Raw genomic sequence first — 25,730 nt, 5'->3', positions numbered from 1 at the left:
AGTTAGCCGTTCAGGCGATACTGCGTGGGATACCCCGCCTCGAGCTGAGGCACCTGCATTCCCCTCTTGGCCTCGGAGTTGATGATGATCGGCCCCGAGAGGTTGAGAGTGGTTTCTTCCGGCCTGTCGTGCGGAATGGTGACCGTGACCATCACCGCAACCTGTCTGGCGTTTTCTATCTGAAGAATCTTCTTTTCCGCCGTCTCCAACTTCACGTTGTAGTCGGTCAGGAAGGAATACGGATCCACCACCAGCAGTCCAAGGGACGTGTCCTCAAGGTTCTGCAGGAGAATGAACGGGCTGTCGTCCTCGATCCGCAGCAGGACGTATTCCCGCTTGTCCTCAAGGCCGATGAGTCCGCGGGGGAAGTAGATCACGGAATCGAGATCTATCACCCGCTTGCCCAACCGGGTCATTATTTCTTTCTTTCTTTCCCGTGCCATATCGTAGCCGCCGCGAGCAGATCGTCATGGCTCGTTTCAAGGGCCATGCGGTTCTGCTCTTTGATCTTAAGGTATACCTCTTCCCGATAGACCGTCATGTCATCAGGGACCTCCAGGCCGAGTTTGACCTGTTTGCCCTGCACGCTCAGAACCTTGAGCTTTATGTGGTCTCCAAGGTGGAGGCTTTCTCCCGGTTTCCGGGTCAGTATCAGCATCGGTACATGAATTCCGTTTCGGTTCGTGATGGCGACGTTTCGCCGCCGGAATTACCGAACTACCCCACAGAAGTGGCTTTGTCCAGCGCCTTCCACAGCTTAGATGAACTTGGTCAGGTTCGTGTTCATTACCGTGGCCGCCGTGCGCAGCACGCTCTCGTAGAGCATCTGCTTCTGCTTGAGTTCCGTCATCAGGTCGCCCACATCGGCGTCTTCGATGCTGCTCAGGAGATCGCGCTCGTTCACGTTCAGGTTGCTGAGGATGCTCTCGGCCACCTGAAGCCTGTTCTCGCGGCCGCCAACGCTGGCGAGCGAATTCATGATGTGCTCGTGCGTCTTCTCAAGGTTCGCAAGGGACTGCTGAACGCCCGACTGGTTGTTTGTCTCACAGAAGGCGATCAGGTTGCCCATGGTCTCGAAAAGATTCGAGGTGGTCTCCTTGCTTTCCGGGTCCAGAAGCGTCCCGGCCATGTTCACCGGTCTGCCGCTGGAGTCCAGCAGAGTCAACGCGGGCGACGCGTTGGAGCTGCCGACCCTGACGATGGTCCCGCCGTTGGAATTCTGCACGTCCGGGTCCTGATAGATGCCGCCGAAGACGTCCTTGCCCACTTCGTTGAGCCGCACCTGTTCGGTGGAGGAAATATCGAGGGCGATGTCCGCGGTGCGGGGCTTGATCATGAACTGGGTGCCGGGATCGACGAGACCGCCGCCACCGGCGGAGTTCAGGGTCAGGGTTCCCACGGGTTCGATGCTCAGGACCGCGTTGCTCGCGGTGGTGTCCGGCGCAACGGTATTCCCGGTGTTCCAGGTGATGCCGCCGTTGAGGGAGTATGAGTACTCAATCTCTTCATCGAGCCCCACTGCGGAATCGTTGTCGATCCGCACCATGACGTTTTCCCGGTCGAACCGCCCAGCCGCAACGGGGTCGACGTTCACCGCGCCGGGGGACATGGTGTCCACTTCGATACGGCTGGTGCCGTCGGGCGCCACGCGGTCGTTGTCGTCGCCGAGATAACGGGCCGACTGACGCAGCCAGAGCCATGTTCCGTCGGAGTCGTTGTAATCGTTTTCGTCAGTAAGATTGACGGTCGGGTCGCCGTCCAACTCAACGGACGTACCACTCTGCGGGAGCTGAAGCGTCTGGGGGTTGCCCGCTCCGCCAGTGATCGTGCCGTCGTTGAGCCACGTGTCCCCGCCGTCAATGCTGTAGCGAACCTGCGAACCGCTCATGCTCGCCGTGCCGCCCGAGGCGCCGTTCTGATAAAACTGCACCAGCACGGTACTGTCCGACTTACCGTTGATGGTGAAGTTGGTGGTTTCGTTGAAGCTGCGATCATTGGTGGTCATCCACATGATTTCCTCGAAGGCCTTTCCCTCGGTCTTCTGACCGGAGAACAGGCTCTGCCCTTCGAAGGTGGAGTTGGCGAGGCCGAGGAACTGGTCAAACAGGCTGCGGAGCTCATAGCTGACCTGTTCGCGGTTATCGGCGCTCATATGACCGCTTGCTGCCTGCTGCGCGAGTTCCTTGGCGCGGGTAAGCAGCGTGCTGACCTGCTGAAGCGTCCCGTCCGATGACGTGAGCCAGCCCTTGGCGGTGGAAATGTTCTCGCTGTACTGGTCGAGTGAACGCAGCGTGTCCCGGTGATCCAGAATGCGGATCATGCCGGTGGGATCGTCAGAGGGACGGACGACCTTCTTCATGTTCTGGGCACGGATGTTAACGTCCACGAGCTGCTCGAGCGAGGAGCCCATATTCCCGGTGTACCGGGAGAAAAGCATTTGCTGCGATATTCTCATGTTCTCCTCCTAGGGCTTGAGCGAAAGCACCGTCTGGAGCATCTGGTCCGCCGCGCTGATGAGCTTGGCGGCCGCCGTGTAGGAGTGCTGGTACTTGATGAGGTTGGACATCTCTTCATCGAGGTTGACGCCCGCCACGGACTGCTGCCGGTCGTCGAGGTCCTGCCTCAGCGTTTCCGTGTAACTGTAGTTGAATTCCGCGGTCTTGGTGTCTGCGCCGACGTTGCCCACCAGACCGTTGTAGTAGTCCAGCACGGTCTGCTCGGTGGTCCCCTCCATGGGAGTGAAGACCTGCACGTTTTCTTCCCTGAGCTTGTAGAGGGAAAGCGCCGTGGTGTTATCGCCGGGGTTCATCTCCCCAGCCCCGTTCACATGGCCCGATGCAAGAAAATCAAGATCACTCGTGACGTTGTCGTTGAGCTCGATATCCGTGGCCTCGGAGCCCTGGAAAAAGGTATTCAAGCCCAGTGCGGCATTGAGTCCCGCAGAGTCGGCCCCGAAGGCCGCCTCGTATCCTTCCTTCATGTCCACATGCAACTTGTCGTTGACCACGGACGCGGTCAGGAAGTTTCCGTAGCTGTTGTTGTACGCGTCCACAACGTCCGAGAGCGAGTGCTGTTCGGGATTGAATCCCTGAACGCCCTGCGTGCCGGGGTCGAAATCCAGCGCGGCGTTGGAGATCATGTTGCCGGTGGACGTGTCGTAGAAATACATTCTGGACGTCCCGGACTGAAGGCGGGTGGCGAAAGCCAGTCCCGAAGAGTCCGAGCCGAGCGCCTTGTTGGTGTCGCTGACGCTGTAGGTGCCGTCGAAGGTCTTGAACTTTTCCAGCCCAGCGCCCTGACTGTGGCGACGGTTCACCTCCCAGATGAGCGTTTCGGAGAGCGCGTCCAGCTTCTTGAGGTACTTGCCCACATGCTGGTCGCGGAAGCTGAAGAGAGCTCCGAGCTTGCCGCCGGTGGCGCGTTCGTTGTTCATCTCCCCGTTGAACCCGCTCTGGGGCGTGATGTTGACCTTGGATGAGGTGTTCTGCACCCAGTACAGACTGCGCTGCGGGCTGACCACGATCTGGTCGCCGGCCCGGAATTCACCGGTGGCCGCGCCTGTGGGGTTGTTCTCGGCGCCGAACCAGATGTCGATGCCTTCGACCGTTACGCGCGAATCGTAATCGCGGGCAAAGAATTCCTTCTGTACGCCGTTCTCGTCCTTGAGCCAGGTGTTTCCGCCGTCGAGGGACACGCGGAACCGCGCCGCTCCACCGCCGTCGCTCACGGGGCCGGAAATATCGCCGCCGTTGGACAGAAACTCAAGAGTGTACTCGTAGTTGTCGTTTCCCTCGAAAAACACTTCGCCCTCGAAGGTCGTCTCCGGCGAAAGCATGTACTCCGAACCCGGAGGATTGAATTCCAGCGAAAACGCGCTCACACCGTCCACGAGGGTATGGCCGGCCTTTGTGGTCACGGTCATGTTGCCGCCGCCGGAGTCGATGACGTTGATGTCGATGATCTCCCCGAGGTCGCGCAGCAGGCGGTTGCGCTCGTCATACATGGAGTTGGTGTTGTTGACGCCGGGGTTGTCGTAAATATTGATGTTTTTGTTCAGCTGGGCGATCTGGTTGATCAGGCTGTTGGCGTCCGTCACCTGTTCGTCGATCATGGTGTCCACCTGCTGCTGCATGGTGGTGAGCGACTTGTCCACTTCGCGAAGCGTGCTGGCCAGCGTCATGCCGTTGTTGACCACGGTCTGCCGCGCGCCGTAGTTGTCGGCGTGCTGGCTCAGGTCGTTCCAGGAGTTCAGGTAGTTGGAAAGCGTGTCGCTGACGCCGGTGCCGTTGGACTCGTTGAACAGCGCCTCGACGCCCTTGAGCTGCTCGTAGAGCTGCCCCCAACGCTCGGAAACCGCGGTCTGGTCGTAATACAGGCGCTCAACCATGTCGTTGAAATGCCTGAAGACCTCCTTGGCCTTGACACCGGTGCCGAGCTGTCCCGGCGAATAGTTGATGGAAGGCCCTTCTTCGAGCCGGACCTCGCGGCGGGCATACCCTTCGGTCTCCACGTTGGCGATGTTCTCGCCGGTAACCTGAAGCTGAACCTGGGAGGCGAAGAGGGCCCAACGGCCCATGTCCAGAACCTGATTGGCGCCGTACATCTAGAGCCTCCCGCGAAGAATGTTGCCGTTCTGGGAAGGAGGAACGAACCGTCCTCTGGCGGTGTATGCGTTCTTGGTCTTGGGCTGGATCTCGTCGTGCATGAACTCCAGCAGCTTGCGGCTCTGGTCGTGCAGCGCAACGGCCATGGTGTAATTCTGGTTGGCCTGAGCCGCGCACCCCTGCTCGACCTCGTCCATCTTGTCCACGAGCGCCCTGAGCGTCTCGAACTGCTCCGTGTCGAGGTGCCCCTCAAGCTCGGCAATGCGCTGTGCACCGGGAACCAGAGTCCCCACCTGCGCGCGACAGGACTGCCGCTCGGCGGCCAGCTGGCGAAGCAGTTCCTGGACGGATATCTCTATCTGGGAAACCCCCTGCGAATTGCGGGCGGTAAGCCGGGAAAATTCTTCCTGAAGCAGAGCCGAAAGCAACAGCATGGCCTTGTTCTGCCTGACAAGATTTTCCTCGATTATGCGGATATCCATCGCAACCTCCAAACTCAAGTATATGTAATGTAAGAATTTTCATTCCTGCAGAAAATTCCGGGCTACTTGAGATAAGCAAGTTTCCTGCCAATCTACCCCTGCGCTTCACGCTCCAGCCTGCGGGCGAGCTGCTCCACCTGTGCTTTCACGTCCATTTCGGTAACGGGAGCCTGCGGAGCCACTGCCGCCTGTTCGGGAGCCTGCGTCGCATAGGCCGCAGTGTCGCCATCACGGAAGTTTCCCGAACCGGAGGTTTCGGCATCGTCGCCGATCCAGTCGTCCAGCGTCAGTTCTTCAGTCTGCTCTTCCACGGAGGTATTGCGTTCGCGGCGCAGGGGAATACCTTCGTTCTCTTCATGCAAAGGCCGAATGTCCGCCTTGCCGGTCAGGGCATCGCGGCTGGCCTCCTTGAGCTTGGTAGAGAGCTGGTCGTAAAGCATGTCGGCAAGACCGATGCCCCCGTCCTCGGCCATCTTCTCCGAGAAATCCTTGTCGAACATGGAGAGATACTTCTCTTCCTGCTTGGAGTGCAGATAGCCTTCCTTGGGGACCGAGTTACGCATCTCCTTCCATATCTTGCTGATAAATATGGCCTCGAAGTCCTTGCACGCCTCCTTGAGCTGTGCGTCGCGCCCCTTGGAATCGCCGAGGCGCTCCTTGAGACCGTCCATCTTCATCTTGAAGCGTGTCAGTTCCTGCCTGTCGAGGGCCGCTGCTGCCTTTGCGTCGTTACCGATGCTGTTCATGCTAGATGACCTCCACTTCCGCGTGCAGGGAGCCGGCGACCTTGAGCGCGCGGATGATCGAGATCAGGTCGCGCGGGGCGGCTCCTATGGCGTTCAGACCGTCCACCAGCTCCTGCAGGGTCGCGCCCTCCATGAGCATCAGGCTGTTGTTCTGCTCCTCGATGCCCACGTCGGTCTGCGGCGTGACCACGGTCTCCCCGTCGGAGAACGGTCCGGGCTGACTGACTTCCTGAGATTCTGCAATGACCACCTGAAGGTTTCCGTGGGCCACGGCGACCTTGGAAAGCCGCACGTCCTGCCCCAGAACCACGGTGCCGGTCTTTTCGTCCACCACGACCTTGGCCTTGCCGCCCGGCGTGATGTTCATGTTTTCCAGCGACGCCATGAGCGGCACCATGTTGCCCCGGAACTTCGGGGGAACCTGGAGTTCCACGGTGGAAATGTCGCGCGCGCTGGCATACCTGTCACCAAGGACGCCGTTGATGCGGTTGACCACGTCCATGGTTGTGCTGAAGTCCTGCACCGTGAGGTTGATGGTCATGGTCTCCTGATTATTGAAGGAGAACGGCACCTCGCGCTCCACCACCGCTCCGTTGGGGATGCGGCCGACGGTCGGGATGTTCTTCTGAGCGGTGGCGGCTTCGCCTCCGACGCTGAAACCGCCGATGGTCAGCGATCCCTGCGCCACGGCGTAAATCTTGCCGTCGAGCCCTTTCAGCGGAGTAATGAGCAGCACACCGCCGAGAAGACTGTCGGCGTCGCCGAGCGAGGAAACCGTCACGTCGAGCGGGGACCCCGGCTTGGCAGAGACCGGCATCTTCGCCGAGACCATGACCGCCGCAACGTTCTGAGGCTTCAGGTCGCCGGGAGCGGCCTCGACGCCCATCTTGTCGAGCATGTTGGACATGGACTGCATGGTGAAACTGGACGTGGTGCCGTCGCCGGTTCCGGCAAGGCCGACCACGAGTCCGTAGCCGACCAGCTCGTTGTTGCGCACGCCGCTGAAGCTGGCGATGTCCTTGAGCCTCGCGGCGTCCGCGGGAGCCGCGGCGGCGAGAAGGAGGGCCAGCATGACGGCGAACGTCAGACAGGCTGCGGTTTCCTTTCTCGTGATCTTCATTTGTTGCCTCCGTATCATGCGCTCGTCACCCGTCTAGAACGGGTAGATGTTGTCAAGGATTCTGGACAGCCAGCCGGGACGCTGCTTGTCGGTCAGAACACCCTGGCCGTACATTTCGATCTGTGCTTCGGCGAGGTTGTTGGATGAAATGCTGTTGTCGGAAGTGATGTCACGCTGCCGGATCAGGCCGCGCACCACGAGAATCTGTGTCTCGAAGTTGACCCTGATGCGACGCGCGCCCTCCACCTGCAGGATGTTGCCGGGCAGGCGGCGCACGATGCGCGTCGCCACGGTGGCGGTGACGCTGGATTCGTGGTTGGTCTCCCCTTCGCCTTCAAAGTCGTTCTGAGATCTGGCCCCGACACTCACGTCACCCGGCGAGGCCAGGGACTGCGAACCGGGGACGGCACCGAGGATACCGGTTCCCGGGAACGCGGTTACACCCATGTCGGTGGTGGTTTCACGCTTGGCGGTGGTGTCGTTCTTCAGCTTGGACTTGGAGGACTCCGCCACTTCCACCAGCACGATGTCGCCCACGCGCTTGGCGCGATTGTCGTCATAAAGAAATTCAGCCTGATTCGGGTCGAACAGCGAACCGGGGTTCTGCGCCGGGTCCTGTTCGACGATTACCGGGGGAGTCAGCACGGGCATCGGCTCCGGCTCGGTGCGGGAAGCACAACCGCCCGCGACGACCGTAAAGGCTACAAGTGCGAGGATGTAGGGTTTCATCTCTTTTTCTCCTTGCAAACGTGCTGAACGCACCGGTTATCGGACCATGACCTTGCCGGGCGAGACCACTGTCGCCACGATGGTTCTGTTACTTTGCATATTCCGGACCTCAACCTGCTGACCGACCTTGGCGTCGTCGAGGACTTCCACCTCGACGCTCAACTTCACGCGGCCGCTGTCGTACACCAGATTCACGTGCTCGCCCCTCGACACCGCCGGGAGCGCCTCGATGCGATCACGGGTGATGGCCTGTCCGCGTCCGACGGGCCTACGGATGCGCCACGGGCCGCCCTTTCCGTCCCACACGTTGGTGGCGTAGGCCAGATTCTTGCGGACAAAAGTCAGCTTGTCGGGCGTGATGCGCTCTCCCCGGTTCATGATCTGCGCCGCGGCCGGAACCGCCTTCCAGACATCCATGAACACGCTGCCAGCCAGTCGGCGCACGGTCTTGCCGTCGGAAGTGACCACTTCCATCTGCACGGAGTTGCGCCCCGGCCTGATCTCGCGGGAAGAATCCAGCTTCAGCTTGTCGAACCGGTTGGGAAAGAAAATGTAGTCTGGCACCGCAAAGTCGCGGAAGGAAATCTCGGCGTCGAAGCGCTCGGCGCGAGGCGTCAAATAATCGACCACCCTGCGGCGAATCTCATTTACCAGAATCACCTTGCCGCCGGTCTGCACCAGCATGCGCGAAGGGACCTCGCACCGGCGCACATAGTCGCCGATGTAGTGGCGCAGGATGGAGCGCAGTTTGTCGCGGGAGATGGCCACGGGTCTTCCCCGTCTGGACGAGGGCTTCCAGAGCTTGGTCCCGGAAAGCCGCTTCCACACCGGCGCGTCCACGTCACCCACGGCAACGGCTATGTCGCCAAGGGTAACCGGCCCGCCGTCGAGCACCGCGGCAGGCTTGATCCTGATGCGCCAGTCACCGGCATGGGCCGCGGAAGCCATGGCCAACGCCGCAAGGCATATGGCGGCCATGACGGCAACGCCGAGGCCCCAGGGTCTTCGAGCATCCCGTGCGGTGTTTCCGTATAACATGTCCCCTCCCGAACTCTTCATGGATTAACGCTTCACGTTGATTGCGGTCTGGAGCATCGCGTCGGAGGTGGTAATGGCCTTGGAGTTGATTTCGTAGGCACGCTGTCCAACGATCAGGCCGACCATCTCGTCCACCATTTCCACGTTGGAGCCTTCCAGAAAACCCTGCGCCAACGTGCCGAAGTTATCTTCTCCGGGTGTTCCCTGAACCGCCGCGCCGGACGCTTCGGTCTCGACGTAGACGTTCTTGCCCACGGCGTTCAGACCGGCCGGGTTGGTGAAGGTGAAAACCGGAATGTCCGCGGCGGCGATCTCCGCTCCGCTCTTGTCGAGGGCGGCAATGTGACCGTCCTCGCTCACAACCAGATCGGCGGTCTCTGCCGGGACGAGAAACTCGGGCTGGAGCGGGTACCCCTGCGCGGTGACGACCCGGCCTTCATTGTCCAGCTTGAAGGATCCGGCGCGGGTGTAGACGTCCTCGTCGTTCTGCGTGACGCGGAAGAAGCCGTCGCCTTCGATGGCGATGTCAAGCGGGTTGCCGGTGTTCTTGAAGTCGCCCTGACTGAAGAACTTGTGCACCGTCGTGGGTTTGACGCCCATGCCCACCTGCATGCCCGTGGGGGTCCTTCCCCCGTCCTGATTGAGCGTGCCCGCCATCTTGATGTTCTGATACATCAGGTCCTCGAACTCCGCGCGACTCTTCTTGAAGCCCGTGGTGTTGACGTTGGCGAGGTTGTTCGAAAGCACGTCGATGTGCGTCTGCATCGCCACCATGCCGGTGGCAGCCGTCCATAATGAACGCATCATGGTCCATATCCTCCTAGTAGCTCCTGCCCAGAGTCATGATCATGCGCCGGTCGATCTGATCGGTACTGGTCATAACCTTCTGATATGACTGGAAAGCACGCTGAGTTTCTATCATCTTGACCATCTCGGTCACGACTTCCACGTTGGATTTCTCGAGGTATCCCTGCTCCACCGTCATGTTTTCGGCGGGGATCTCGTTTGCACCGCTGTCCTCTCGGATGCGCATGAAGTTCTGGCCCACTTTTTCCAAGGCCCGCTTGTCATCCACGTCCACGATGTCCAGCTGTCCGAGAACCGCGCCGTCGGCGCTGATCTGTCCGCCGGAATCAATGGAGACGTTCGTCGCGTCGGGCGGAATGGCGAGAGAGCCGCCGCCGACCATCACGGGATACCCCTGCTTGGTTACGAGAACACCGTTCTGGTCCACGGAAAAGTTGCCTGCCCGCGTGAGCTGCTGCTCGTCGCCGACCTGCGCCTTGAAGAATCCGTCGCCGGAAATGGCCAAATCGAGCGGGTTGCCGGTTTCCTGCAGGCTCCCCTGCGCCAGATCGGTGTACTGATCCGAAAGGCGCACCCTCGACATCAGGTCCGCTTCCGGAAACAGCGGCTTGTCGCGCATGTAGGGCTTTGCGTCGACCACGTAATCGTGGGCGAAGCGTATGAAGGTGTCGTGAAACGCGCACTCATCCTTCTTGTAGCCTGTGGTGTTGACGTTCGCCAAATTGTTGGCGGTCGTCGACATCCTCATTTCATTGGATAAAGCGCCAAATACCGCGCTAAATATGCTGTCTCTCATGGGGCGGACCTCCTGTTGTCGACCTGACTTTGCAACATGTGGGCCAACGACTGAAACGCCACATTTTTACGGTACGGACAGGCAGTATTGTTGACATGTGCGTTCAATATGTATAAATGAAGCCGGTTCGAGAGCGGACGTAGCTCAGCTGGGAGAGTAGATGCTCCCCGGCTCGGCGTTGCGGGTTGCACCCCCGCCGACTGCTCCAAGGCCTGGAAAGGACTATCGTTTTTTTCACGCAGGTGGGCCTAGGTCCGCCTTTTTTATTTTCAGAAACCGGGACCTTTAGCACAATGACGCGCAAGAGATTTGAAGATATTCTGGACGAGCTGGTCCGCCCCGAGGTCGAAGGACTGGGATACTCCCTGTGGGGCATCTCCTGCCCCGGCGGTGGCGGCAAGCGCAGGATACTGATCTACATCGACGGGCCGGACGGGGTCACGGTGGATGCCTGCGCCGAGGTCAGCCGTCAGGTGGGACTCGTGCTGGAGATGGAAGACGCCGTTCCCGGCGCATTCACCCTCGAAGTTTCGTCTCCGGGCCTTGAGAGAGAGTTTTTCAGCATCGACCAGATGGCCGCGTACACCGGTAAGCCCGTTCGGGTCACCCTGTGGGAGCCGCGGCAGGAGCAACGCAAGTTCAGCGGGACACTGGCCGGCATCGAGAACAATGCCTTCGTCCTCGAAACAGAGAACGGTAACGAATCCTTCTCCTGGGACGAAGTCAAGAAAGCCAGACTGGTGCACGTTTTTTAGCACGGAGCACGCTTTTTGCGGCCGCTCCGCGGCCCGCGACACGGAGGACAAACAATGTCGGAACTCAAGAAAGCCATCGACCAGATCAGCAAGGACCGGGGCATCGACCGCGACCTTCTGGTGGACACCCTCGAAGAGGCGGTGCGCTCTGCCGTACACCGCAAGTACGGCGACACCATGGACATCGAAGTCACCTTCAACGAGGAACTCGGTGAAATCGAGGTCTACCAGTTCAAGGTGGTTGCCGACGAAGTCCATGACGAGGTGAGCGAAATCAACCTCGAGGAAGCGCGGGAACACGACCCGAACGTCCAGATCGACGATGAAATGGGCTTCAAGCTCGCCATCGAGGACCTCGGGCGCATTGCGGCGCAGAGCGCCAAGCAGGTGATCATCCAGCGCATGCGCGACGCGGAGCAGGAGATCATCTTCGAAGAGTTCAAGGACCGCAAGGGCGAGATCGTCAGCGGCATCATTCAGCGCCGCGACCGCACCGGCTGGATCATCAACCTCGGCCGCACCGAAGCGCTGCTGGGCAAGGACGAACAGATTCCACGCGAGCGCTACAAGCGCGGCGACAGGGTGCAGGCATATATCATTGACGTACTCAAGGAGTCCCGCGGACCGCAGGTTCTGGTCTCCCGCTCCCACCCCGATTACATGGTGGAACTTTTCAAGCGCGAAGTACCCGAGGTGGCCGACGGCACCGTCAAGATCATGGGCGTTTCCCGTGATCCGGGCCTGCGTGCCAAGGTGGCTGTCTACTCCCGCGAACGCGACGTGGACCCCGTTGGCGCCTGCGTCGGCATTCGCGGGTCCCGCATCCAGAACGTGGTACAGGAGCTTCGCGGCGAACGCATCGACATCGTGGTCTGGAGTCCGGACATCGCCCGGTACGCCCAGCACGCCCTCTCACCCGCCGTCATTTCCCGTATCGCGGTGTATGACGAGGACGAGGCTCTCGAAGTCATCGTTCCGGACGACCAGCTCACTCTGGCCATCGGCCGCAAGGGGCAGAACGTCAAGCTCGCCAGCCGCCTTCTCGGTTGGAAGATAGACATCTTCACCGAAAGCCGTTACGCCGAGCTCAACGCTTCCCGCAAGGGACTGGACCAGATCGCCAGCGTGGCCGAAGTGAACGTGGAAGCGTTTGTCGCGGCCGGTCTGGATACGACCGAAGCGGTGGTCAACGCCACCGACGAGGAACTGCTTGAAGTGGACGGCATCACCGAAGGGCGCATCGCGGAAATCCGCGCGGGCATCAACATGCTCGGCCTCAACGGTTCCGAAGAAGACGGAGACGATGTCGAAAGCGATGAAGAAGTGTAACAAACCGACTGACGACGCGCTCCGAGGAGCCGAAGGCCCGGTACGCATGTGCGTCATCTGTCGGAAGAGGGCTCCCAAGGGAGACCTTGCGAGATATGTTTGTCCGAGGGACCTGGCGGCGGACAGCCTTGTTCCCGATCCCGGACGGAATAAACCTGGCCGGGGATTTTATGTCTGCGGCGAGCCCGAGTGCCGCGAAAGATTCGGCAAAGCGGAAAGAGGGCTCATGAAGAAATGCAAGGGGGTTAGTATATGACGGCAACCATGAAGGTTAAGGATTTGGCAGCCGAACTCGGCCTGTCGAATAAAGAAGTCATGCAGCATCTGCGGGAGATCGGGGTTCAGGCAAAGAGCCACATGACCGCCGTGGATGCGGAAGACGTTGATAAGCTCAGAGCCGAGCTCTCCACAGAGGGTGGAGACTCCGAGGTGCTGCGCCGTGAAGTGCAGCCGGGCGTCATAGTGCGCCGCAGGAAGGCTCGCAAGGGCAAGGCCGACAGTGGTGCCGAGAAGGAAGACTCCAAGGCCGCACAGGAAGCTCCCGAAGCTCCTGCCGAAGTCGAAGAGACTCCCGCTGCCCCCGAGGAACCCGCAGAAACCGCTGAAGACAAGGAAGCCGGCGCAGAGCCCGTTGCCGAGGAAAAGCCCAAGAAGGCTGCCAAGGCCGACTCGCAGAAGGCCCGCATCATCAAGCCGGCCGAGGTCGTGAAACCCGCCGAGGCCGAAAAGGCGCCTGTCGAAGAGAAGGCTCCCGAGCCGGAAGCCAAGGAAGAACCCTCCCCTGCCGTCGAAAAGACCGAAGCAGCCGAAGCCGAAGCCCGGGAAGCCGAAACCGGGGAGGCCGCCGAGGAAAAGCCCGCAGACAAGCCAGAAATGCCTGCCGAGCCCGAGGTCGCAGCCGAAGGCGCGAAGTCCGAAGCCGAGCCTGTTGCCCCCGGGGACAAGGCCGAGGACGGCAAGCCTGCCAAGAAGGCCGAGAAGCAGCCCAAGGCTGAATCCAAGGCCAAGGCGGAGGGCGACGAAGACAAAAAGGCCAAGAAGCCCAAGAAAAAGGGCGAATCCAAGGTCAGAATCATTTCCATGCCCGACCCGGCGGAAGTCGCCAAGCGCGAAGCCGAAAAGGCTGCAGGACTGGAAGATCGCCCCGCACGCGGCCGCGGTCCCAGACCCGGCCCCGGTGGCAAGCCCGGTCCCGGCGGCAAGCCCGGCCCGAAGCCCGGCGGCAGGCCCGCAGGCGCTCGTCCTGGTGGACGCCCCGGTGGAGGCCCCGGTGGCGGTCCCGCTGCTCCGGGAACTCCCCCGCCGCCGCAGCCGGACGGTCGCAGCCGCAAGAAGCGCAAGAAAGACCGCCGCGTCGTGGAATTCAGCAACTTCGAGGACGGCGACAAGGCAAAGAAGGTTCTCGGCGACAACAGGCCCGGCAAAGGCAAGCGTCGCAAGAGACCCGACCAGCACCAGTCGCAGGAGCACAGGGCGCAGCCCAGAAAGGCCGCCAAGCGCAAGATCAGGATTGATGACACCATCCGTCTGGCCGACATGGCTCACCAGATGGGCCACAAGGCTCAGGATCTCATCAAGGTCCTGTTCGGTCTGGGCATCATGGCGACCATCAACCAGGCGCTCGATTTCGACACCGCTACCGTAGTCGCCAACGAATTCGACTATGAAGTGGAGAACGTCTCCTTCGACGAACAGGAATTCCTTGTCCCCTCCGAGGCGGACAAGCCTGAAGACCTTCAGGGTCGCCCCCCGGTAGTGACCATCATGGGTCACGTCGACCACGGCAAGACCTCTCTGCTCGACGCCATCCGCTCCACCAACGTGACGGACGGCGAGGCCGGCGGCATCACGCAGCATATCGGTGCGTACCATGTCACCACCCCGCGCGGCGAAGTGGTCTTCCTCGACACCCCGGGGCACGAAGCGTTCACCACCATGCGTATGCGCGGTGCTCAGGTCACCGACATTGTTGTCCTCGTGGTCGCCGCAGACGACGGCGTCATGGACCAGACCCGTGAAGCCATCGCCCACTCGCAGGCGGCGGGCGTTCCCATGGTCGTGGCCGTGAACAAGATCGACAAGGAAGGCGCCAACCCGGACACCGTCAAGCGCGAGCTGGCCGAAATGGACCTGATTCCCGAAGACTGGGGCGGCGATACCATCTTCGCCCACGTCTCCGCCAAGCAGCGCACCGGCATGGACGAACTGCTCGAACTGATTCTGCTGCAGGCCGAAGTGCTTGAACTCAAGGCCAACCCCGACAAGCCCGCTCGCGGCCACATTGTGGAAGCGAAGCTGGACAAGGGTCGCGGCCCGGTCGGCACCATGCTCATCGCAGAGGGCACCATCAACCAGGGCGACAGCTTCGTCTGCGGGGTGCATCACGGCAAGGTCCGCGCCATGTTCAACGACTCGGCAAAGAAGATCGACACCGCAGGCCCGGCCATGCCCGTCGAGATTCAGGGCTTTGACGGCGTCCCCGAAGCGGGTGACGAGTTCACCGTGGTCTCCGACGAAAAGGTTGCCCGCCGCATCGCCCAGCAGCGTCTGCAGAAGCAGCGTGAAAAGGAACTGGCAGGCAAGTCCAAGGTGACCCTGGAAAGCTTCCTCGCATCCCGCCCGGATCAGGAGGCCCAGAACCTCAACCTCATCGTCAAGGCCGACGTGCAGGGTTCTCTGGAGGCCGTCACCGAGGCGCTCACCAAGCTCAGCACCGACGAGATCAAGGTGCAGGTTGTTCACGGCGGCGCAGGTGCCATCACCGAATCCGACATCCTTCTGGCCAGCGCGTCCGAAGCCGTCATCATCGGCTTCAACGTCCGCCCGAACCTGAAGGTCAAGGAGATCGCCGAGCAGGAGAACGTGGAAATCCGTTTCTACGACATCATCTACAAGCTCGTGAACGAGGTGAAGGACGCCATGAGCGGCATGCTCGCTCCGGATATCGAGGAAGTCTACCTCGGTCAGGCCGAGGTGCGCGACACCTTCAGCGTTCCCAAGGTCGGCACCGTCGCGGGTAGCTACATCACCGACGGCAAGATCACCAGACACGCCCAGATCCGCCTGCTGCGCGGCGGCGTGGTGGTACACACCGGCGAGCTCTCCTCCCTCAAGCGCTTCAAGGACGACGTCAAGGAAGTGGCCAAGGGTTACGAGTGCGGCATGGGCATCAAGGGCTTCAACGACATCAAGGTCGGCGACGCCATCGAAGCCTTCGAGGAACGGGAAGTGGCCCGTACCATCGACTAGCCGAAGGTCCGAAAACATCATCACGGGCGGTCCGGCAAGACTGGACCGCCCGTGTTTTGGTACTTATATATGATAATCGGCGTACTCAGTCTGGAGTTCCGGCTTGAGGGCAACAGCTCCCTCAAGGGCAAGCGAAAGATCGTCAGCAGCCTCAAGACTCGGGCCCGGAACAAGTTCAATGTGTCCATCAGCGAAGTGGACGCACAGGACTCGCACGAAAGAATCGTCCTTGCAGTGGTGACGGTGGCCAATCTCACCAACAAGGTCGAATCCAGACTGGCAAAGGCGCTCGGCATGCTGGAAGACACGGTTCCCGCCGAGCTGGTAAGCGTCGAAACAGAAGTATTCAGCAACACGGATTGATATCATGAAAATTTCCGATTCCAGAAGGGCCAGCCGCATGGGCGACCAGATCCTGCGAGAGCTCTCTTCCATTCTCATGGAGGAAGTGAGCGATCCCCGGCTGGAACGCGTGACCCTCTCCGGCGTGCGCATGAACGCCAACCTGCGTATCGCCGAAGTGCTTTTCACCACCAGCGGCGACGAGGAAAAGATTGAGGAAGCAAGGCAGGGACTGGACAAGGCCTCCGGCTTCCTGCGCTCTCAGCTCGGTAAGAAGATGCGCATCCAGTTCGTTCCCGAACTCCGTTTCACTCACGACACCTTTCTTGAGGACATGGTCTATGCCAAGCCCGATGAAGACGATAGCTGACGCCATCCGCGGCGGCACCTCTTTCCTGGTGGCCGCCCACTACAACCCGGACGGCGACGCCATCGGTTCCACCGCTGCGCTCGGCCACGTGCTCACCGCCTTGGGCAAGGAAGTCACCCTGTACAACCACTCCGGCATGAACTGCCGTTACGACTGGGTGCAGGCTCCCTCTCCCATCACTTCAGAACTTCCTGAAAAAATGCCCGAGTGGACGATTATCCTCGACTGCGGCAACGCCGAGCGCATGGGGGACAACCTGCGTGAACGCCTTGACGAAACCCGCGTCATCAACATCGACCACCACCTCGGCAACCCCGAGTTCGGTGAACTGAACTGGGTCGACAAGGGACACCCCGCCGTCGGCACCATGATCGGCGATCTGGCCGAGGAACTGGACGTGGAGCTGTCCGGGGCGCTGGCCGAGGCCGTCTACCTCGCCGTCTCCACCGACACCGGCTTCTTCTCGTACGGCAACACTACTCCCGAGTCGCTGGAACTTGCCGCCAAGATGCTGCGCAACGGGCTGGACCTGCAGACCGTGAACATGCACATCAACAAGCAGTGGACGGAAAACCGGCTGCGCCTGTTCAACGAAGTCGTCGGCTGCGTGGAACTTTTCGAGAACGGTCAGGTTGCCGTGGCTCCCGTGACTCGCGAAATGTTTGAAAAGACCGGCACCGCCCCCTCGGACACCGAGGAGATCATCAATTTCGTACGCAAGTTGAAGAGTGTTCGCGTCGCCGCCCTGCTCCGCGAGGAAGGGGACGAGCAGTGGAAGTTCAGCCTGCGTGCCTACGGCGATGACAACGTGCAGGAGGTTGCGGCCAGCTTCGGCGGCGGCGGGCACAAGAACGCTGCCGGCGGCATGGTAACCGGCACCCTTGAAGAAGCCCGGGCCACCCTCGTGAAATCCATCGTCGACATGGTAGGACTGTAGGCATGGGCAGAAAGCCGAAACGCAGCAAGGAACAGCTCGACGGGGTGCTCATCCTGCGCAAACCGTCCGGCCCGACCTCCACGGACTGCCTCAACGCCATCAAGCGCAAGTTCAGGCAGTTCAAGATAGGCCACGCCGGAACGCTCGATCCCCTCGCCGAAGGCGTGTTGCCCGTGATGCTCGGCAAGGCCACGAAGACAGCCACGTACCTCACCGGCGAGGACAAGACGTATTCCGGAACCCTACGCCTCGGAATCACTACGGATACCTACGATATTCAGGGCGAGGTGCTGACCGAAAGGCCGGTTCCGAAAGATTCGCAGGTGGTTCGTGACGAAATTTCTTACTGGAATCAGTTGACAGAGCAGGAAGTTCCGGCCTATTCGGCAGCCAAACACAAGGGAAAGCCCTTGTATGAATTGGCCAGAGCGGGCGAAGAAGTACCCGTGAAACGAAAGGCCATCACGATCATTGAATCACAACCTTTAGAGGTAACTCTTCCCGATGCGGACTTCAGGGTGAGGTGCTCTGCTGGCACCTACATACGCTCCCTGGTCCACAGCTTGGGGACGCGGCTTGAATGCGGCGCGACGCTGACACGGCTTCTGCGCGAATCGAGCGGTCCCTTCGGGTTGGAACAGGCGCACGACCTTGAGGAAGTGCTCGAAGACGAACTCGAACAGTTCGCCGAGCGCGTCATCCCCATGGCCGACGCTCTTCCCCACTGGCCCTCCTTCCGCCTCTCCGAGGCACTGGCCGGGCTGGTGAGAAACGGTACCAGACTCCCCGTCAATCCAGACGGAGAACTGTCCGGAAAGGAAGGCGACCGCGCCCTGCTTCTCACCCCCGAAGGCGACGCGCTCGCACTCGTGGAAGCCGCCGAAAGCAACGGAAAGCTCCTTTGGGGCATTCTGCGCGGGCTCTGGTAGCCCGCATGCGCCATTTCGCGCGGGAAGAATCGTATAACACCCACTAAAACGGAGGATATCGCTGTGGTCATGGACGCACAGGCCAAACAGGCCGTCATTGACGAGTACAAGACTCACGAAGGCGACACCGGCTCTCCCGAAGTGCAGGTCGCGCTGCTTACCGAGCGCATCAAGTACCTGACCGATCACTTCAAGAGCCACAAAAAGGACTACCATTCCCGCACCGGCCTGCTGAAGCTGGTCGGACAGCGCCGGAAGCTGCTCAACTACCTCATGAAGAAGGACATTGAGCGCTACCGTAGCCTGATCGCCCGTCTGGGTCTGCGCAAGTAGCCGACATAGCGACGCCGGGGGGAGCCGCAAGGCTTCCCCCTTTGTCGTTTTCCTCCGGGATAGACAGGCAGCCTCGCGGTACGGCGAAAATTCTCGCCGGACACTCCGGAAGTAGCTTAGTTGGCTCGGGAAGGTGCGGGTGAAGCGACTTCACACACCCCTTCCCAAGCCGGCTAACCATCCGGTGGGCCACCGCGGGGCATGAAACAACACCAACTCATTGGAGAGTACATGCTCAAACCGTTTGACAAGATTAGCCTTACCCGCAAGGTCGGCGACATTGAAATCACCATGGAAACCGGCCGCATGGCGAATCAGGCCGGCGGCGCCGTCTGGATTCAGTCCGGCGGAACCGTGGTCCTCGTCACCGCCACCAACCAGCCCCTGGAATACGATCGCGGATTTTTCCCGCTGACCTGCAACTATCAGGAAATGCTGTACGCTGCAGGTAAAGTTCCGGGCAACTACTTCCGCCGTGAAGTGGGCCGCCCGTCCGAGCGCGAGACCCTTATCTCCCGCCTCATCGACCGCCCCATTCGCCCGCTCTTCGCCAAGGGCTTCAAGGACGAAGTGCAGGTCATCGCCACGGTTCTTTCCGCGGATCAGAACGTCAACCCCGATGTTCTGGCCCTTACCGGCGCATCCGCCGCGCTGACCCTTTCCGAAATGCCCTTCGAAGGCCCTATCGCCGGTACCCGCGTGGCACTGGTGAACGGCAAGTTCGAACTCTTCCCGACCTACAAGGGCTGCGACGAAGAAAGCTCCCTGAACCTGCTGCTTGCCGGTTCTCGCGACGCCGTGGTCATGGTCGAGGGCGGCGGTGAATTCCTGAGTGAAGACACCCTTGCCGACGCCATTGAAACCGGTCACCGCGAGATTCAGCCCCTGATCGACATGCAGGAAGAGCTGGCGGAAAAGGCAGGCAAGAAGAAAATTCAGGCCATCGCTCCGGAGCGCGACGCAGAAGTGGAAACGCTTCTCAACGACGCCCTCACCGACGAGCTGACCGAAGCCCTCTCCGTGGCTGAAAAGATGCCGCGCAAGGAAGCCAAAAGCGCCGTCAAAAAGAAAGCCGTTGAACTCGTCACCGAGAAATTCCCGGAAGACGAAGCCAAGCTCAAACAGGTCGGCGACGTCCTCGGCGACATGGAAAAGAAGATCGTGCGCAAGCGCATCGTCGAAAAGGGCGAGCGCATCGACGGCCGCGACACCACCACGGTTCGCGACCTGTCCATCGACGTGGGCCTGCTGCCCATGACACACGGTTCCTCCCTGTTCCGCCGCGGCGAAACCAGCGCTCTGGCAGTCGCCACGCTGGGTTCCACCCGTGACGAACAGCGCATGGAAACGCTCATTGGCGATCACACCAAGCGCTTCATGCTGCACTACAACTTCCCCCCCTACTGCGTGGGTGAAGCCCGTATGCTGCGTGGTCCGAGCCGCCGCGAAATCGGCCATGGCGCCCTCGCCGAGCGCGCCCTTACTCCGGTTCTGCCTTCTCAGGAAGACTTCCCGTATACGCTGCGCGTTGTCTCCGAGATCATGGAATCCAACGGTTCTTCCTCCATGGCTTCCGTCTGCGGCGCCACCATGGCGCTCATGGACGCAGGCGTGCCCATCTCCGCACCGGTTGCGGGCATCGCCATGGGCCTTTGCAAGGAAGGCGACGAGTACTATATTCTCACCGACATCCTCGGCGACGAGGACGCGCTGGGCGACATGGACTTCAAGGTGGCCGGTACGCACGAAGGCGTTACCGCCATCCAGATGGACATCAAGATCAGCGGCATCCCGTCCGACGTTCTGCGCCGCGCGCTGAATCAGGCCAAGGAAGCTCGCGAGCACATTCTGGGTCACATGGAAGAGACACTGGCCGCACCGCGCGAAAAGCTGTCCGAGATGGCACCGCAGATGTGCGAAGTCTTCGTTGACCCGGACAAGATTCGCTCGGTCATCGGCCCCGGCGGCAAGAACATCAAGGCCATCACCTCCGAGACCGGCGCCGACGTGGACATCGACGACTCCGGCAAGGTCATGATCTTTGCCCCGGACATGGCTTCCATGGAAGAGGCCAAGGCTCGCGTGCAGTACTACGACCAGAAGCCCGAAATCGGAAAGAACTACCTCGGCATCGTCCGCAAGATCCTCGAGATCGGCGCGCTCATCGAGGTTCTGCCCGGTTGCGAAGGTCTCCTGCACATCTCCCAGATGGACTTCGAGCGCGTGGAAAAGGTGGAAGACCTGCTTCAGCTCGGGCAGGAAGTCTGGGTCAAGTGCGTTGACCTGGAGCCCGGCGGACGCATCCGCCTGTCTCGCAAGGCATGGCTGATGGAAGAAGCCGGTCAGGAAGTCAACCTTGAAGACTTCAAGCGCCCCGGCGGAGGCGGCGGTGGTCGCAAGAACGACCGTCGCGGCGGCGGTGGCGGTGGCGGACGCGGCGGCGATCGTCGCGGTCCCCGGCGCTAATAGCCAACCACCCATTGAATGACCAAAGGCGGCTCCACGGAGCCGCCTTTTTCTTGTCTGTCTCGACCACTGTCACAGCAAAACCCGAAAGGTTATACTGGACGGATCGGCTGACACAGGAGTAAAGTTCTCGCATGAATCAGGACATCATCATTTACGGCAAGCGCACCTGCCCGCACACCCATCGGGCCTTGACTGCGCATCAGGACGCGGTCTTTCACGATATCCAGCTCAACCCCGAAAAGCTGGATGAGATGCTTTCCCTCAACGGTGGCGTCAAGCGCATCCCCACCATCATTCAGGACGGTGAGGTGAGCATCGGCTACAACCGGGGCTCCTGACACGCCTAACCGTCCGACGGGACGCCGGAACACGGTCTTCACTCACGGTTCGGCAAAGAAAAGCCGCCCGCTCATTTGAGCGGGCGGCTTTTTGCTTCACTTTGGACAGCTCCGGGGATCAATCGTTCCGGAATTCTCCTGACTTGCCCCCGGACTTGTATATCAACCGGCAGTCGGTGATCTCGATGTCCTTCTGCACGGCCTTGCACATGTCGTAAATGGTCGCCGCGGCAATCTGCGCCGCCACGAGCGCCTCCATCTCCACACCGGTCTTGCCGGTCGTTCGAACTTCGGCCTCAATCCCGACCGCGTGACCCTGCTCGTCCACTTCGAAGCGGACGTCCGCATAGCTCACCGGCAGCGGATGACACATCGGTATGAGCGCATGGGTCTGCTTGGCAGCCATGATCCCGGCGATCTTGGCGGTGGTGAGCACATCGCCCTTGGGCAGCGCGTCCCGCACCAGAAGATCGAAGGTGTTCGAATTGAGCAGCACCCGGCACCGGACGATCGCGGTACGCTTGGTGTCGTCCTTGGCCGAGACATCAACCATGCGGGCATTGCCTTCGGCATCCATGTGGGAGAAACGGTCGCTCATGCTATTCGCCCATTACGCGGTCTTTGGCTTTCTGAAAAAAGGCCTTGGCCTTGGTCATGGGCTTGCTGTCCTCGATCTCCTGAAACTCGCGCAGGATTTCCTCCTGACGCTTATTGAGCTTGGTGGGGGTGAGAACGCGCACCTGAACCAGCAGGTCGCCCTTCTGGGGGCTGCCCAGATGCGGCAGACCGAGTCCGCGCAGGCGGAATACCTCGCCGGCCTGCGTGCCTTTGGGAATATCCAGATTCACGGGCTCGTCGAGGGTCGGCACTTCGATGCGGTCGCCGAGCGCGGCCTGAACGAAGGAGATGTCCTGCTGAAGGATCAGGCTGGTCCCCTGCCGTTCGAATATTTCGTCTTCCTCCACACGGATGACCACGTACAGGTCGCCCGGGGGGCCGCCGTTGATACCGGCTTCGCCCTCGCCGCGAAGACGCAGGCGAGAGTTGTTGTCCACTCCGGCCGGGATGCGCACGCTGAGGTCTTTCTCCTCGATGACCGTGCTGCGTCCGTGACAGTTGTGGCAGGGATTCTGGATGATCGTGCCGCGGCCCTGACAGTTGGGACACCCCACGGAGATGCGGAAGAAGCCCTGAGACTGCTGGATGTGGCCCGTTCCCTGACACTGCGGACAGGTTTCGGGCGTCGTTCCCTTTTCTGCGCCGGTGCCTTCACATTCGGGACATTCGACTTCAACGGGCAGGGTGATGCTGACCTCGGTTCCCTTGGCCGCCTCCCGGAAGGAGATATCCAGGTTGTACCTGAGGTCGGACCCGGCTCTGGGACGGTTGGCTCCGCCGCGTCCCGCGGAACTGAAGCCGAAAAACTCGCCGAAGATGTCGCTGAAGGTGCCGAAGATGTCTTCGGTGTTGTCGAAGCCGTGGAAGCCGTTGCCGTTCATACCTTCATGTCCGAAACGGTCGTAGCGCTGGCGCTTCTCGCTGTCGCGCAGCACCTCGTAGGCCTCGGCGGCCTCCTTGAACTTGTCTTCAGCCTCGGGGTCGTCGGGATTGCGGTCGGGGTGGTACTGGAAAGCAAGCTTGCGGTATGCGGACTTGATTTCGCCGTCGGTGCAATCCCTGGAAAGACCGAGAACCTCGTAATAACAACGTTTTGACATGCTTTATGCTTCGTTTTCCAGTTCTTCTTCGATATCCAGCTCGATATCCTCGAGAGTCCGCTCGGGAACTACCTTTCCAGCAGCCACTTCGCGCAGTGCGGTGACGTTCTGCTTGTTCTTGGATTCGATGAGCGGATCGTAGCCTTCGCGGTACTGTTTGACGCGCTTGATGGCCATCTGGGTGATCAGGAAACGGTTGCTCACCTGGGCCAGGCAGTCTTCAACGGTGATTCTAGCCATGTTTCATCTCCTCGATATTATGCGTCCGGGGACGATTCATCTGTCCCAAGCACGGGGAAGAGGCCACGAAGGTCCTCCACGATCTGGCTCGAGACCGGATAGTACAGTCCCCCGCCGTTTCTCAGCCATATCTGCCCTTCGGGCAGGCTCGGATCCCTGTAAAAGGACATGGCCGCAAGGACCTCGCCCTTTTCGTCGCGCAGGATGCAGGTCATGCTTTCCTTTGCGGAGCCGGAAACCCGCTCGAGCGGCATGGCTTCGAACTTCATTTCATTAAGTCGCCACAAGGACATGTCAATGCCCATGATCTGATTTCCGCCGCCGAGTTCCTTCCACCCCTTCTCGGTGCGCTCGGCCTCGCGCGTTACGCCGTCGTACGTGACCGCCATGCTGTGGATGTCGCCGATGGCGATATCCACCACCCTGCGCCCCTGCATGTCGAACGGAGTGCGCACCAGCTGGGAAACCACCAGACGGTCCACCGCGAACGGCACCGGCTGCCACGAGGAAACACCGATGAAGGGAGCGTCTCCGGTGCCGCGGAACAGGCTGAGTTTCTCCTCGCCGCCGTCCTCCCGCGTCATCCTGACGCTCAGATACGGCTTCCTGTCGGGCAGGGTTTCATCCGGCAGCAGACGCTCCGCCTCCATTTCGGAAAGCGAGTCCACATACAGACGGACCTCTGTGGCGGAAGCGGTTCGACCCGTCAGGTATCCCGGTAGATCGAACGTGAAATTTTCCTTGTCCTGCGAAATTTTCCAGCCCGCGCCGTAGCGCATGACGAGTTGAAGCGTCGCAAGGCCGTCAACCCCGACCCTTGGCAGCAGTCGACTGTCTTCAAAATGCGCGGCAGGACGGGACAGCAGTCTGAGACCGCGCGCATCCATCTCATAGACGTCGCCGTCGCGCACGGATATCCAGACGTAGACGCGGTTGGATGACGGGACTTCGCCGCCGAAGCGCAGCTGTACCCTTCCTCCGTCGGCGAGAAGCAGCGTCAGCTTCGCGGCCGGGTCCTCAAGTCCGTAGCGGGAGCCCTCGGAGTTGACGAAGGTATCGTCCTCCATGGAAGGCCGGGTGTTGTTGAGAAAGTCGAGCAGCGTTTCGACGCGGGCGGAGTTGGCGCGAGTGCGAACGCCGTCGTGCACCACGTTCCAGCCCTGTTTGCCGCGCTCAAGCCGAAAAGCGCCTTCAGAGCCGTCCACGACCATGGCCTCGACATTGGCCGGGTCCACCGAGAGCCACTGGCTGAAGCCGCCGTCATCGCCGATGAACGACAACAGACGATAGCCCCCCGCGACCGTCAGGATCGAGGCGGCCACAATGAGCACGGCTAATGTCAGACCGATCCTTTTCAAAGGAGTCGCTCCTTGGATTCGTCGTAGGGGCTTTCGGCAAAAAAAAGAGCCCCTCGGGTCCGGGGCTGCAACGCCAGAGTCCCGTTGCTTTCGGGAAACTCGTTCATTAGCTCCGGCATGCTTGCAAGTCAAGGGCAAATCGTCTACCACGCCCTTTCCGCAACCCGACTACGGAGGTAGATAACACAATGGGCTCCTGGGGAAAACTCTCTTATGCGCAGAACCAGTGCGTGAAGGCCACGGGCAAGCTGATGCAGAAGCTCGAGATGGTCCACCCCGGCGCAAAGGTCGGCATCGCCGCCTCGGGCGGCGTGGACAGCTGGCTGCTGCTCAAGGTCATGACCATCCGCAAGGCGATCATGCCGTTCGACATCGAGCTCATGGTGCTGCACGTCAACCCCGGATTCGAACCTGAAAGCCACGCCCCGCTGGTCCAGTGGTGCCGGGAAAACGGGGTCGCGTCGCACATGGAATTGACCGACTACGGGCCCCACGCCCACTCCGACGCCAACCGGAAGAATTCCCCCTGCTTCCTGTGCAGCTGGCTGCGGAGAAAACGGCTCTTCGAATTGTGCGCGCAGTACGGCCTGACGCACCTGGCGCTGGGACACAACGCCGACGACAACGTGGCGACGTTCTTCATGAACATTTTTCATAACGGTCGCGCGGAAGGCATGTCGGCCTGCGAGGACTTCTTCGGCGGCGAGCTCAAGGTCATCCGTCCCACCATGCTTCTGGACAAGAAGACTGTCATCAAGGCGTCGCGCCAGTGGGAGCTTCCGGTGTGGGAAAACGTATGTCCCTCAAACGGCTCCACAAACCGTGACGAGGTCATGAACTGGCTCTCCGAAAAATGGCAGGGGGACCGCCGCATCAGGAGCAACGTCTTCAATGCCGTTACCCGCTCGGGCATTGATCTGAAGTAGCCCCAAACACCACGAAAAGCCTCTGTTTTCGGGCAATCCGCCTTGACATCGAAGGTCCTCTGGACTACTTGATGGTAACGGCTTTTCATGCCTGACGAGCAAAAACTGCAAAAGG

27 protein-coding genes are annotated in these 25,730 nt (G+C 60.7%); 12 read left to right on the top strand and 15 right to left on the bottom strand.

Going from position 1 to position 25,730, the window contains the following annotated elements; translation table 11 throughout:
* Nucleotides 1-2: 2 nt before the first annotated feature.
* From fliW to flgF, 11 genes are all read right to left on the bottom strand, one after another.
* Nucleotides 3-443 carry a flagellar assembly protein FliW gene (gene fliW, locus BR24_RS08540; RefSeq protein WP_026167449.1) on the bottom strand — a complete coding sequence of 147 codons (441 nt, stop codon included), beginning with the start codon at nt 441-443 and terminating at the stop codon, nt 3-5.
* Complete coding sequence (csrA, locus tag BR24_RS08535; RefSeq protein WP_018123956.1) at nt 416-658, bottom strand: carbon storage regulator CsrA; 243 nt, start codon at nt 656-658, stop codon at nt 416-418. Before csrA ends, fliW begins: the two co-directional genes overlap by 28 nt.
* Before the next feature lie 99 nt (nt 659-757).
* On the bottom strand, nt 758-2,455 hold the full coding sequence (locus tag BR24_RS08530; protein ID WP_496541079.1) for a flagellin N-terminal helical domain-containing protein: 1,698 nt from the start codon (nt 2,453-2,455) through the stop codon (nt 758-760).
* A 9-nt stretch (nt 2,456-2,464) separates the two neighbouring features.
* The gene (flgK, locus tag BR24_RS08525) at nt 2,465-4,603 is read right to left on the bottom strand and encodes a flagellar hook-associated protein FlgK (RefSeq protein ID WP_496541078.1); all 2,139 of its coding nucleotides are present in this window, start codon (nt 4,601-4,603) and stop codon (nt 2,465-2,467) included.
* Entirely contained in the window at nt 4,604-5,086 is a 483-nt protein-coding gene (locus BR24_RS08520) for a flagellar protein FlgN (protein WP_496541077.1), read from the bottom strand.
* Between the two features lie 92 nt (nt 5,087-5,178).
* Nucleotides 5,179-5,832, bottom strand: coding sequence for a rod-binding protein (locus BR24_RS08515; RefSeq protein WP_496541076.1), 654 nt, complete (start codon nt 5,830-5,832; stop codon nt 5,179-5,181).
* 1 nt (nt 5,833) lies between these two features.
* On the bottom strand, nt 5,834-6,952 hold the full coding sequence (locus BR24_RS08510; protein ID WP_496541075.1) for a flagellar basal body P-ring protein FlgI: 1,119 nt from the start codon (nt 6,950-6,952) through the stop codon (nt 5,834-5,836).
* A 33-nt stretch (nt 6,953-6,985) separates the two neighbouring features.
* Nucleotides 6,986-7,681 carry a flagellar basal body L-ring protein FlgH gene (locus BR24_RS08505; RefSeq protein WP_496541074.1) on the bottom strand — a complete coding sequence of 232 codons (696 nt, stop codon included), beginning with the start codon at nt 7,679-7,681 and terminating at the stop codon, nt 6,986-6,988.
* A gap of 36 nt (nt 7,682-7,717) precedes the next feature.
* Nucleotides 7,718-8,719: a flagellar basal body P-ring formation chaperone FlgA gene (gene flgA / locus BR24_RS08500; protein ID WP_496541073.1), complete on the bottom strand. Its 1,002-nt coding sequence runs from the start codon at nt 8,717-8,719 to the stop codon at nt 7,718-7,720.
* Nucleotides 8,720-8,743: 24 nt separating this feature from the next.
* Nucleotides 8,744-9,526: a flagellar basal-body rod protein FlgG gene (gene flgG / locus BR24_RS08495; protein WP_496541072.1), complete on the bottom strand. Its 783-nt coding sequence runs from the start codon at nt 9,524-9,526 to the stop codon at nt 8,744-8,746.
* Between the two features lie 13 nt (nt 9,527-9,539).
* Nucleotides 9,540-10,322: a flagellar basal-body rod protein FlgF gene (gene flgF / locus BR24_RS08490; protein ID WP_496541071.1), complete on the bottom strand. Its 783-nt coding sequence runs from the start codon at nt 10,320-10,322 to the stop codon at nt 9,540-9,542.
* A 293-nt stretch (nt 10,323-10,615) separates the two neighbouring features.
* On the opposite strand from flgF, the gene rimP reads away from it, so the two are divergent.
* The 11 genes from rimP (at nt 10,616) to uxx1 (ending at nt 21,373) form a co-directional block, all read left to right on the top strand.
* The gene (rimP, locus tag BR24_RS08485) at nt 10,616-11,077 is read left to right on the top strand and encodes a ribosome maturation factor RimP (RefSeq protein ID WP_496541070.1); all 462 of its coding nucleotides are present in this window, start codon (nt 10,616-10,618) and stop codon (nt 11,075-11,077) included.
* Between the two features lie 54 nt (nt 11,078-11,131).
* Nucleotides 11,132-12,406: a transcription termination factor NusA gene (gene nusA, locus BR24_RS08480; protein ID WP_496541069.1), complete on the top strand. Its 1,275-nt coding sequence runs from the start codon at nt 11,132-11,134 to the stop codon at nt 12,404-12,406.
* A complete protein-coding gene (locus BR24_RS08475; protein ID WP_496541068.1) occupies nt 12,381-12,662 on the top strand; it encodes a YlxR family protein in 282 nt (93 codons plus the stop codon). The genes nusA and BR24_RS08475 overlap by 26 nt, the downstream gene beginning before the upstream one ends.
* Nucleotides 12,659-15,655 carry a translation initiation factor IF-2 gene (gene infB / locus BR24_RS08470; protein ID WP_496541067.1) on the top strand — a complete coding sequence of 999 codons (2,997 nt, stop codon included), beginning with the start codon at nt 12,659-12,661 and terminating at the stop codon, nt 15,653-15,655. Before BR24_RS08475 ends, infB begins: the two co-directional genes overlap by 4 nt.
* A 69-nt stretch (nt 15,656-15,724) precedes the next feature.
* Nucleotides 15,725-16,018 (top strand): DUF503 domain-containing protein, encoded by a 294-nt coding sequence (locus BR24_RS08465; RefSeq protein ID WP_496541066.1) that lies wholly within the window; start codon nt 15,725-15,727, stop codon nt 16,016-16,018.
* 4 nt (nt 16,019-16,022) lie between these two features.
* Nucleotides 16,023-16,367: a 30S ribosome-binding factor RbfA gene (rbfA, locus tag BR24_RS08460; protein WP_496541065.1), complete on the top strand. Its 345-nt coding sequence runs from the start codon at nt 16,023-16,025 to the stop codon at nt 16,365-16,367.
* Nucleotides 16,351-17,304, top strand: coding sequence for a DHH family phosphoesterase (locus tag BR24_RS08455; RefSeq protein WP_496541064.1), 954 nt, complete (start codon nt 16,351-16,353; stop codon nt 17,302-17,304). Before rbfA ends, BR24_RS08455 begins: the two co-directional genes overlap by 17 nt.
* A 2-nt stretch (nt 17,305-17,306) precedes the next feature.
* A complete protein-coding gene (gene truB / locus BR24_RS08450) occupies nt 17,307-18,233 on the top strand; it encodes a tRNA pseudouridine(55) synthase TruB (RefSeq protein ID WP_496541063.1) in 927 nt (308 codons plus the stop codon).
* A gap of 63 nt (nt 18,234-18,296) precedes the next feature.
* Complete coding sequence (gene rpsO / locus BR24_RS08445; protein WP_496541062.1) at nt 18,297-18,566, top strand: 30S ribosomal protein S15; 270 nt, start codon at nt 18,297-18,299, stop codon at nt 18,564-18,566.
* 231 nt (nt 18,567-18,797) lie between these two features.
* Nucleotides 18,798-21,032: a polyribonucleotide nucleotidyltransferase gene (gene pnp, locus BR24_RS08440; protein ID WP_496541061.1), complete on the top strand. Its 2,235-nt coding sequence runs from the start codon at nt 18,798-18,800 to the stop codon at nt 21,030-21,032.
* Nucleotides 21,033-21,166: 134 nt separating this feature from the next.
* Nucleotides 21,167-21,373, top strand: coding sequence for a UXX-star selenoprotein family 1 (gene uxx1 / locus BR24_RS08435; RefSeq protein ID WP_496541060.1), 207 nt, complete (start codon nt 21,167-21,169; stop codon nt 21,371-21,373).
* A 118-nt stretch (nt 21,374-21,491) separates the two neighbouring features.
* Here the strand turns inward: uxx1 and moaC are convergent, their stop codons facing one another.
* The 4 genes from moaC to BR24_RS08415 are packed head-to-tail and all read right to left on the bottom strand — an operon-like array spanning nt 21,492 to nt 24,689.
* Nucleotides 21,492-21,971 (bottom strand): cyclic pyranopterin monophosphate synthase MoaC, encoded by a 480-nt coding sequence (gene moaC, locus BR24_RS08430; RefSeq protein ID WP_496541059.1) that lies wholly within the window; start codon nt 21,969-21,971, stop codon nt 21,492-21,494.
* Nucleotide 21,972: 1 nt separating this feature from the next.
* Nucleotides 21,973-23,091 carry a molecular chaperone DnaJ gene (dnaJ, locus tag BR24_RS08425; RefSeq protein WP_496541058.1) on the bottom strand — a complete coding sequence of 373 codons (1,119 nt, stop codon included), beginning with the start codon at nt 23,089-23,091 and terminating at the stop codon, nt 21,973-21,975.
* Between the two features lie 3 nt (nt 23,092-23,094).
* Nucleotides 23,095-23,331 carry a DNA-directed RNA polymerase subunit omega gene (gene rpoZ, locus BR24_RS08420; protein ID WP_496541057.1) on the bottom strand — a complete coding sequence of 79 codons (237 nt, stop codon included), beginning with the start codon at nt 23,329-23,331 and terminating at the stop codon, nt 23,095-23,097.
* A gap of 17 nt (nt 23,332-23,348) precedes the next feature.
* Nucleotides 23,349-24,689 carry a DUF4340 domain-containing protein gene (locus tag BR24_RS08415; RefSeq protein ID WP_496541056.1) on the bottom strand — a complete coding sequence of 447 codons (1,341 nt, stop codon included), beginning with the start codon at nt 24,687-24,689 and terminating at the stop codon, nt 23,349-23,351.
* Nucleotides 24,690-24,877: 188 nt separating this feature from the next.
* Here BR24_RS08415 and BR24_RS08410 point away from each other — a divergent pair, with 188 nt between their 5' ends.
* Nucleotides 24,878-25,615, top strand: coding sequence for a tRNA lysidine(34) synthetase (locus BR24_RS08410; protein WP_496541055.1), 738 nt, complete (start codon nt 24,878-24,880; stop codon nt 25,613-25,615).
* The last annotated feature ends 115 nt before the right edge of the window (nt 25,616-25,730 follow it).

It is taken from the genome of Pseudodesulfovibrio halophilus DSM 5663 (genome assembly GCF_059568665.1).
This window is presented reverse-complemented; position numbering and strand designations above follow the sequence as displayed.

What these genes read in the sequence shown, in the direction of transcription:
- uxx1 (WP_496541060.1), top strand. Translation starts at nt 21,167, where the DNA reads ATGAATCAGGACATCATCATTTACGGCAAGCGCACCTGCCCGCACACC.
- pnp (WP_496541061.1), top strand. Translation starts at nt 18,798, where the DNA reads ATGCTCAAACCGTTTGACAAGATTAGCCTTACCCGCAAGGTCGGCGAC.
- csrA (WP_018123956.1), bottom strand. Translation starts at nt 658, where the DNA reads ATGCTGATACTGACCCGGAAACCGGGAGAAAGCCTCCACCTTGGAGAC.
- BR24_RS08455 (WP_496541064.1), top strand. Translation starts at nt 16,351, where the DNA reads ATGAAGACGATAGCTGACGCCATCCGCGGCGGCACCTCTTTCCTGGTG.
- flgA (WP_496541073.1), bottom strand. Translation starts at nt 8,719, where the DNA reads ATGTTATACGGAAACACCGCACGGGATGCTCGAAGACCCTGGGGCCTC.
- flgK (WP_496541078.1), bottom strand. Translation starts at nt 4,603, where the DNA reads ATGTACGGCGCCAATCAGGTTCTGGACATGGGCCGTTGGGCCCTCTTC.
- BR24_RS08520 (WP_496541077.1), bottom strand. Translation starts at nt 5,086, where the DNA reads ATGGATATCCGCATAATCGAGGAAAATCTTGTCAGGCAGAACAAGGCC.
- BR24_RS08510 (WP_496541075.1), bottom strand. Translation starts at nt 6,952, where the DNA reads ATGAAGATCACGAGAAAGGAAACCGCAGCCTGTCTGACGTTCGCCGTC.
- fliW (WP_026167449.1), bottom strand. Translation starts at nt 443, where the DNA reads ATGGCACGGGAAAGAAAGAAAGAAATAATGACCCGGTTGGGCAAGCGG.
- nusA (WP_496541069.1), top strand. Translation starts at nt 11,132, where the DNA reads ATGTCGGAACTCAAGAAAGCCATCGACCAGATCAGCAAGGACCGGGGC.
- BR24_RS08515 (WP_496541076.1), bottom strand. Translation starts at nt 5,832, where the DNA reads ATGAACAGCATCGGTAACGACGCAAAGGCAGCAGCGGCCCTCGACAGG.
- flgF (WP_496541071.1), bottom strand. Translation starts at nt 10,322, where the DNA reads ATGAGAGACAGCATATTTAGCGCGGTATTTGGCGCTTTATCCAATGAA.
- dnaJ (WP_496541058.1), bottom strand. Translation starts at nt 23,091, where the DNA reads ATGTCAAAACGTTGTTATTACGAGGTTCTCGGTCTTTCCAGGGATTGC.
- BR24_RS08475 (WP_496541068.1), top strand. Translation starts at nt 12,381, where the DNA reads ATGTCGAAAGCGATGAAGAAGTGTAACAAACCGACTGACGACGCGCTC.
- BR24_RS08410 (WP_496541055.1), top strand. Translation starts at nt 24,878, where the DNA reads ATGGGCTCCTGGGGAAAACTCTCTTATGCGCAGAACCAGTGCGTGAAG.
- rpoZ (WP_496541057.1), bottom strand. Translation starts at nt 23,331, where the DNA reads ATGGCTAGAATCACCGTTGAAGACTGCCTGGCCCAGGTGAGCAACCGT.
- rimP (WP_496541070.1), top strand. Translation starts at nt 10,616, where the DNA reads ATGACGCGCAAGAGATTTGAAGATATTCTGGACGAGCTGGTCCGCCCC.
- flgG (WP_496541072.1), bottom strand. Translation starts at nt 9,526, where the DNA reads ATGATGCGTTCATTATGGACGGCTGCCACCGGCATGGTGGCGATGCAG.
- BR24_RS08465 (WP_496541066.1), top strand. Translation starts at nt 15,725, where the DNA reads ATGATAATCGGCGTACTCAGTCTGGAGTTCCGGCTTGAGGGCAACAGC.
- truB (WP_496541063.1), top strand. Translation starts at nt 17,307, where the DNA reads ATGGGCAGAAAGCCGAAACGCAGCAAGGAACAGCTCGACGGGGTGCTC.
- rbfA (WP_496541065.1), top strand. Translation starts at nt 16,023, where the DNA reads ATGAAAATTTCCGATTCCAGAAGGGCCAGCCGCATGGGCGACCAGATC.
- BR24_RS08505 (WP_496541074.1), bottom strand. Translation starts at nt 7,681, where the DNA reads ATGAAACCCTACATCCTCGCACTTGTAGCCTTTACGGTCGTCGCGGGC.
- infB (WP_496541067.1), top strand. Translation starts at nt 12,659, where the DNA reads ATGACGGCAACCATGAAGGTTAAGGATTTGGCAGCCGAACTCGGCCTG.
- moaC (WP_496541059.1), bottom strand. Translation starts at nt 21,971, where the DNA reads ATGAGCGACCGTTTCTCCCACATGGATGCCGAAGGCAATGCCCGCATG.
- BR24_RS08530 (WP_496541079.1), bottom strand. Translation starts at nt 2,455, where the DNA reads ATGAGAATATCGCAGCAAATGCTTTTCTCCCGGTACACCGGGAATATG.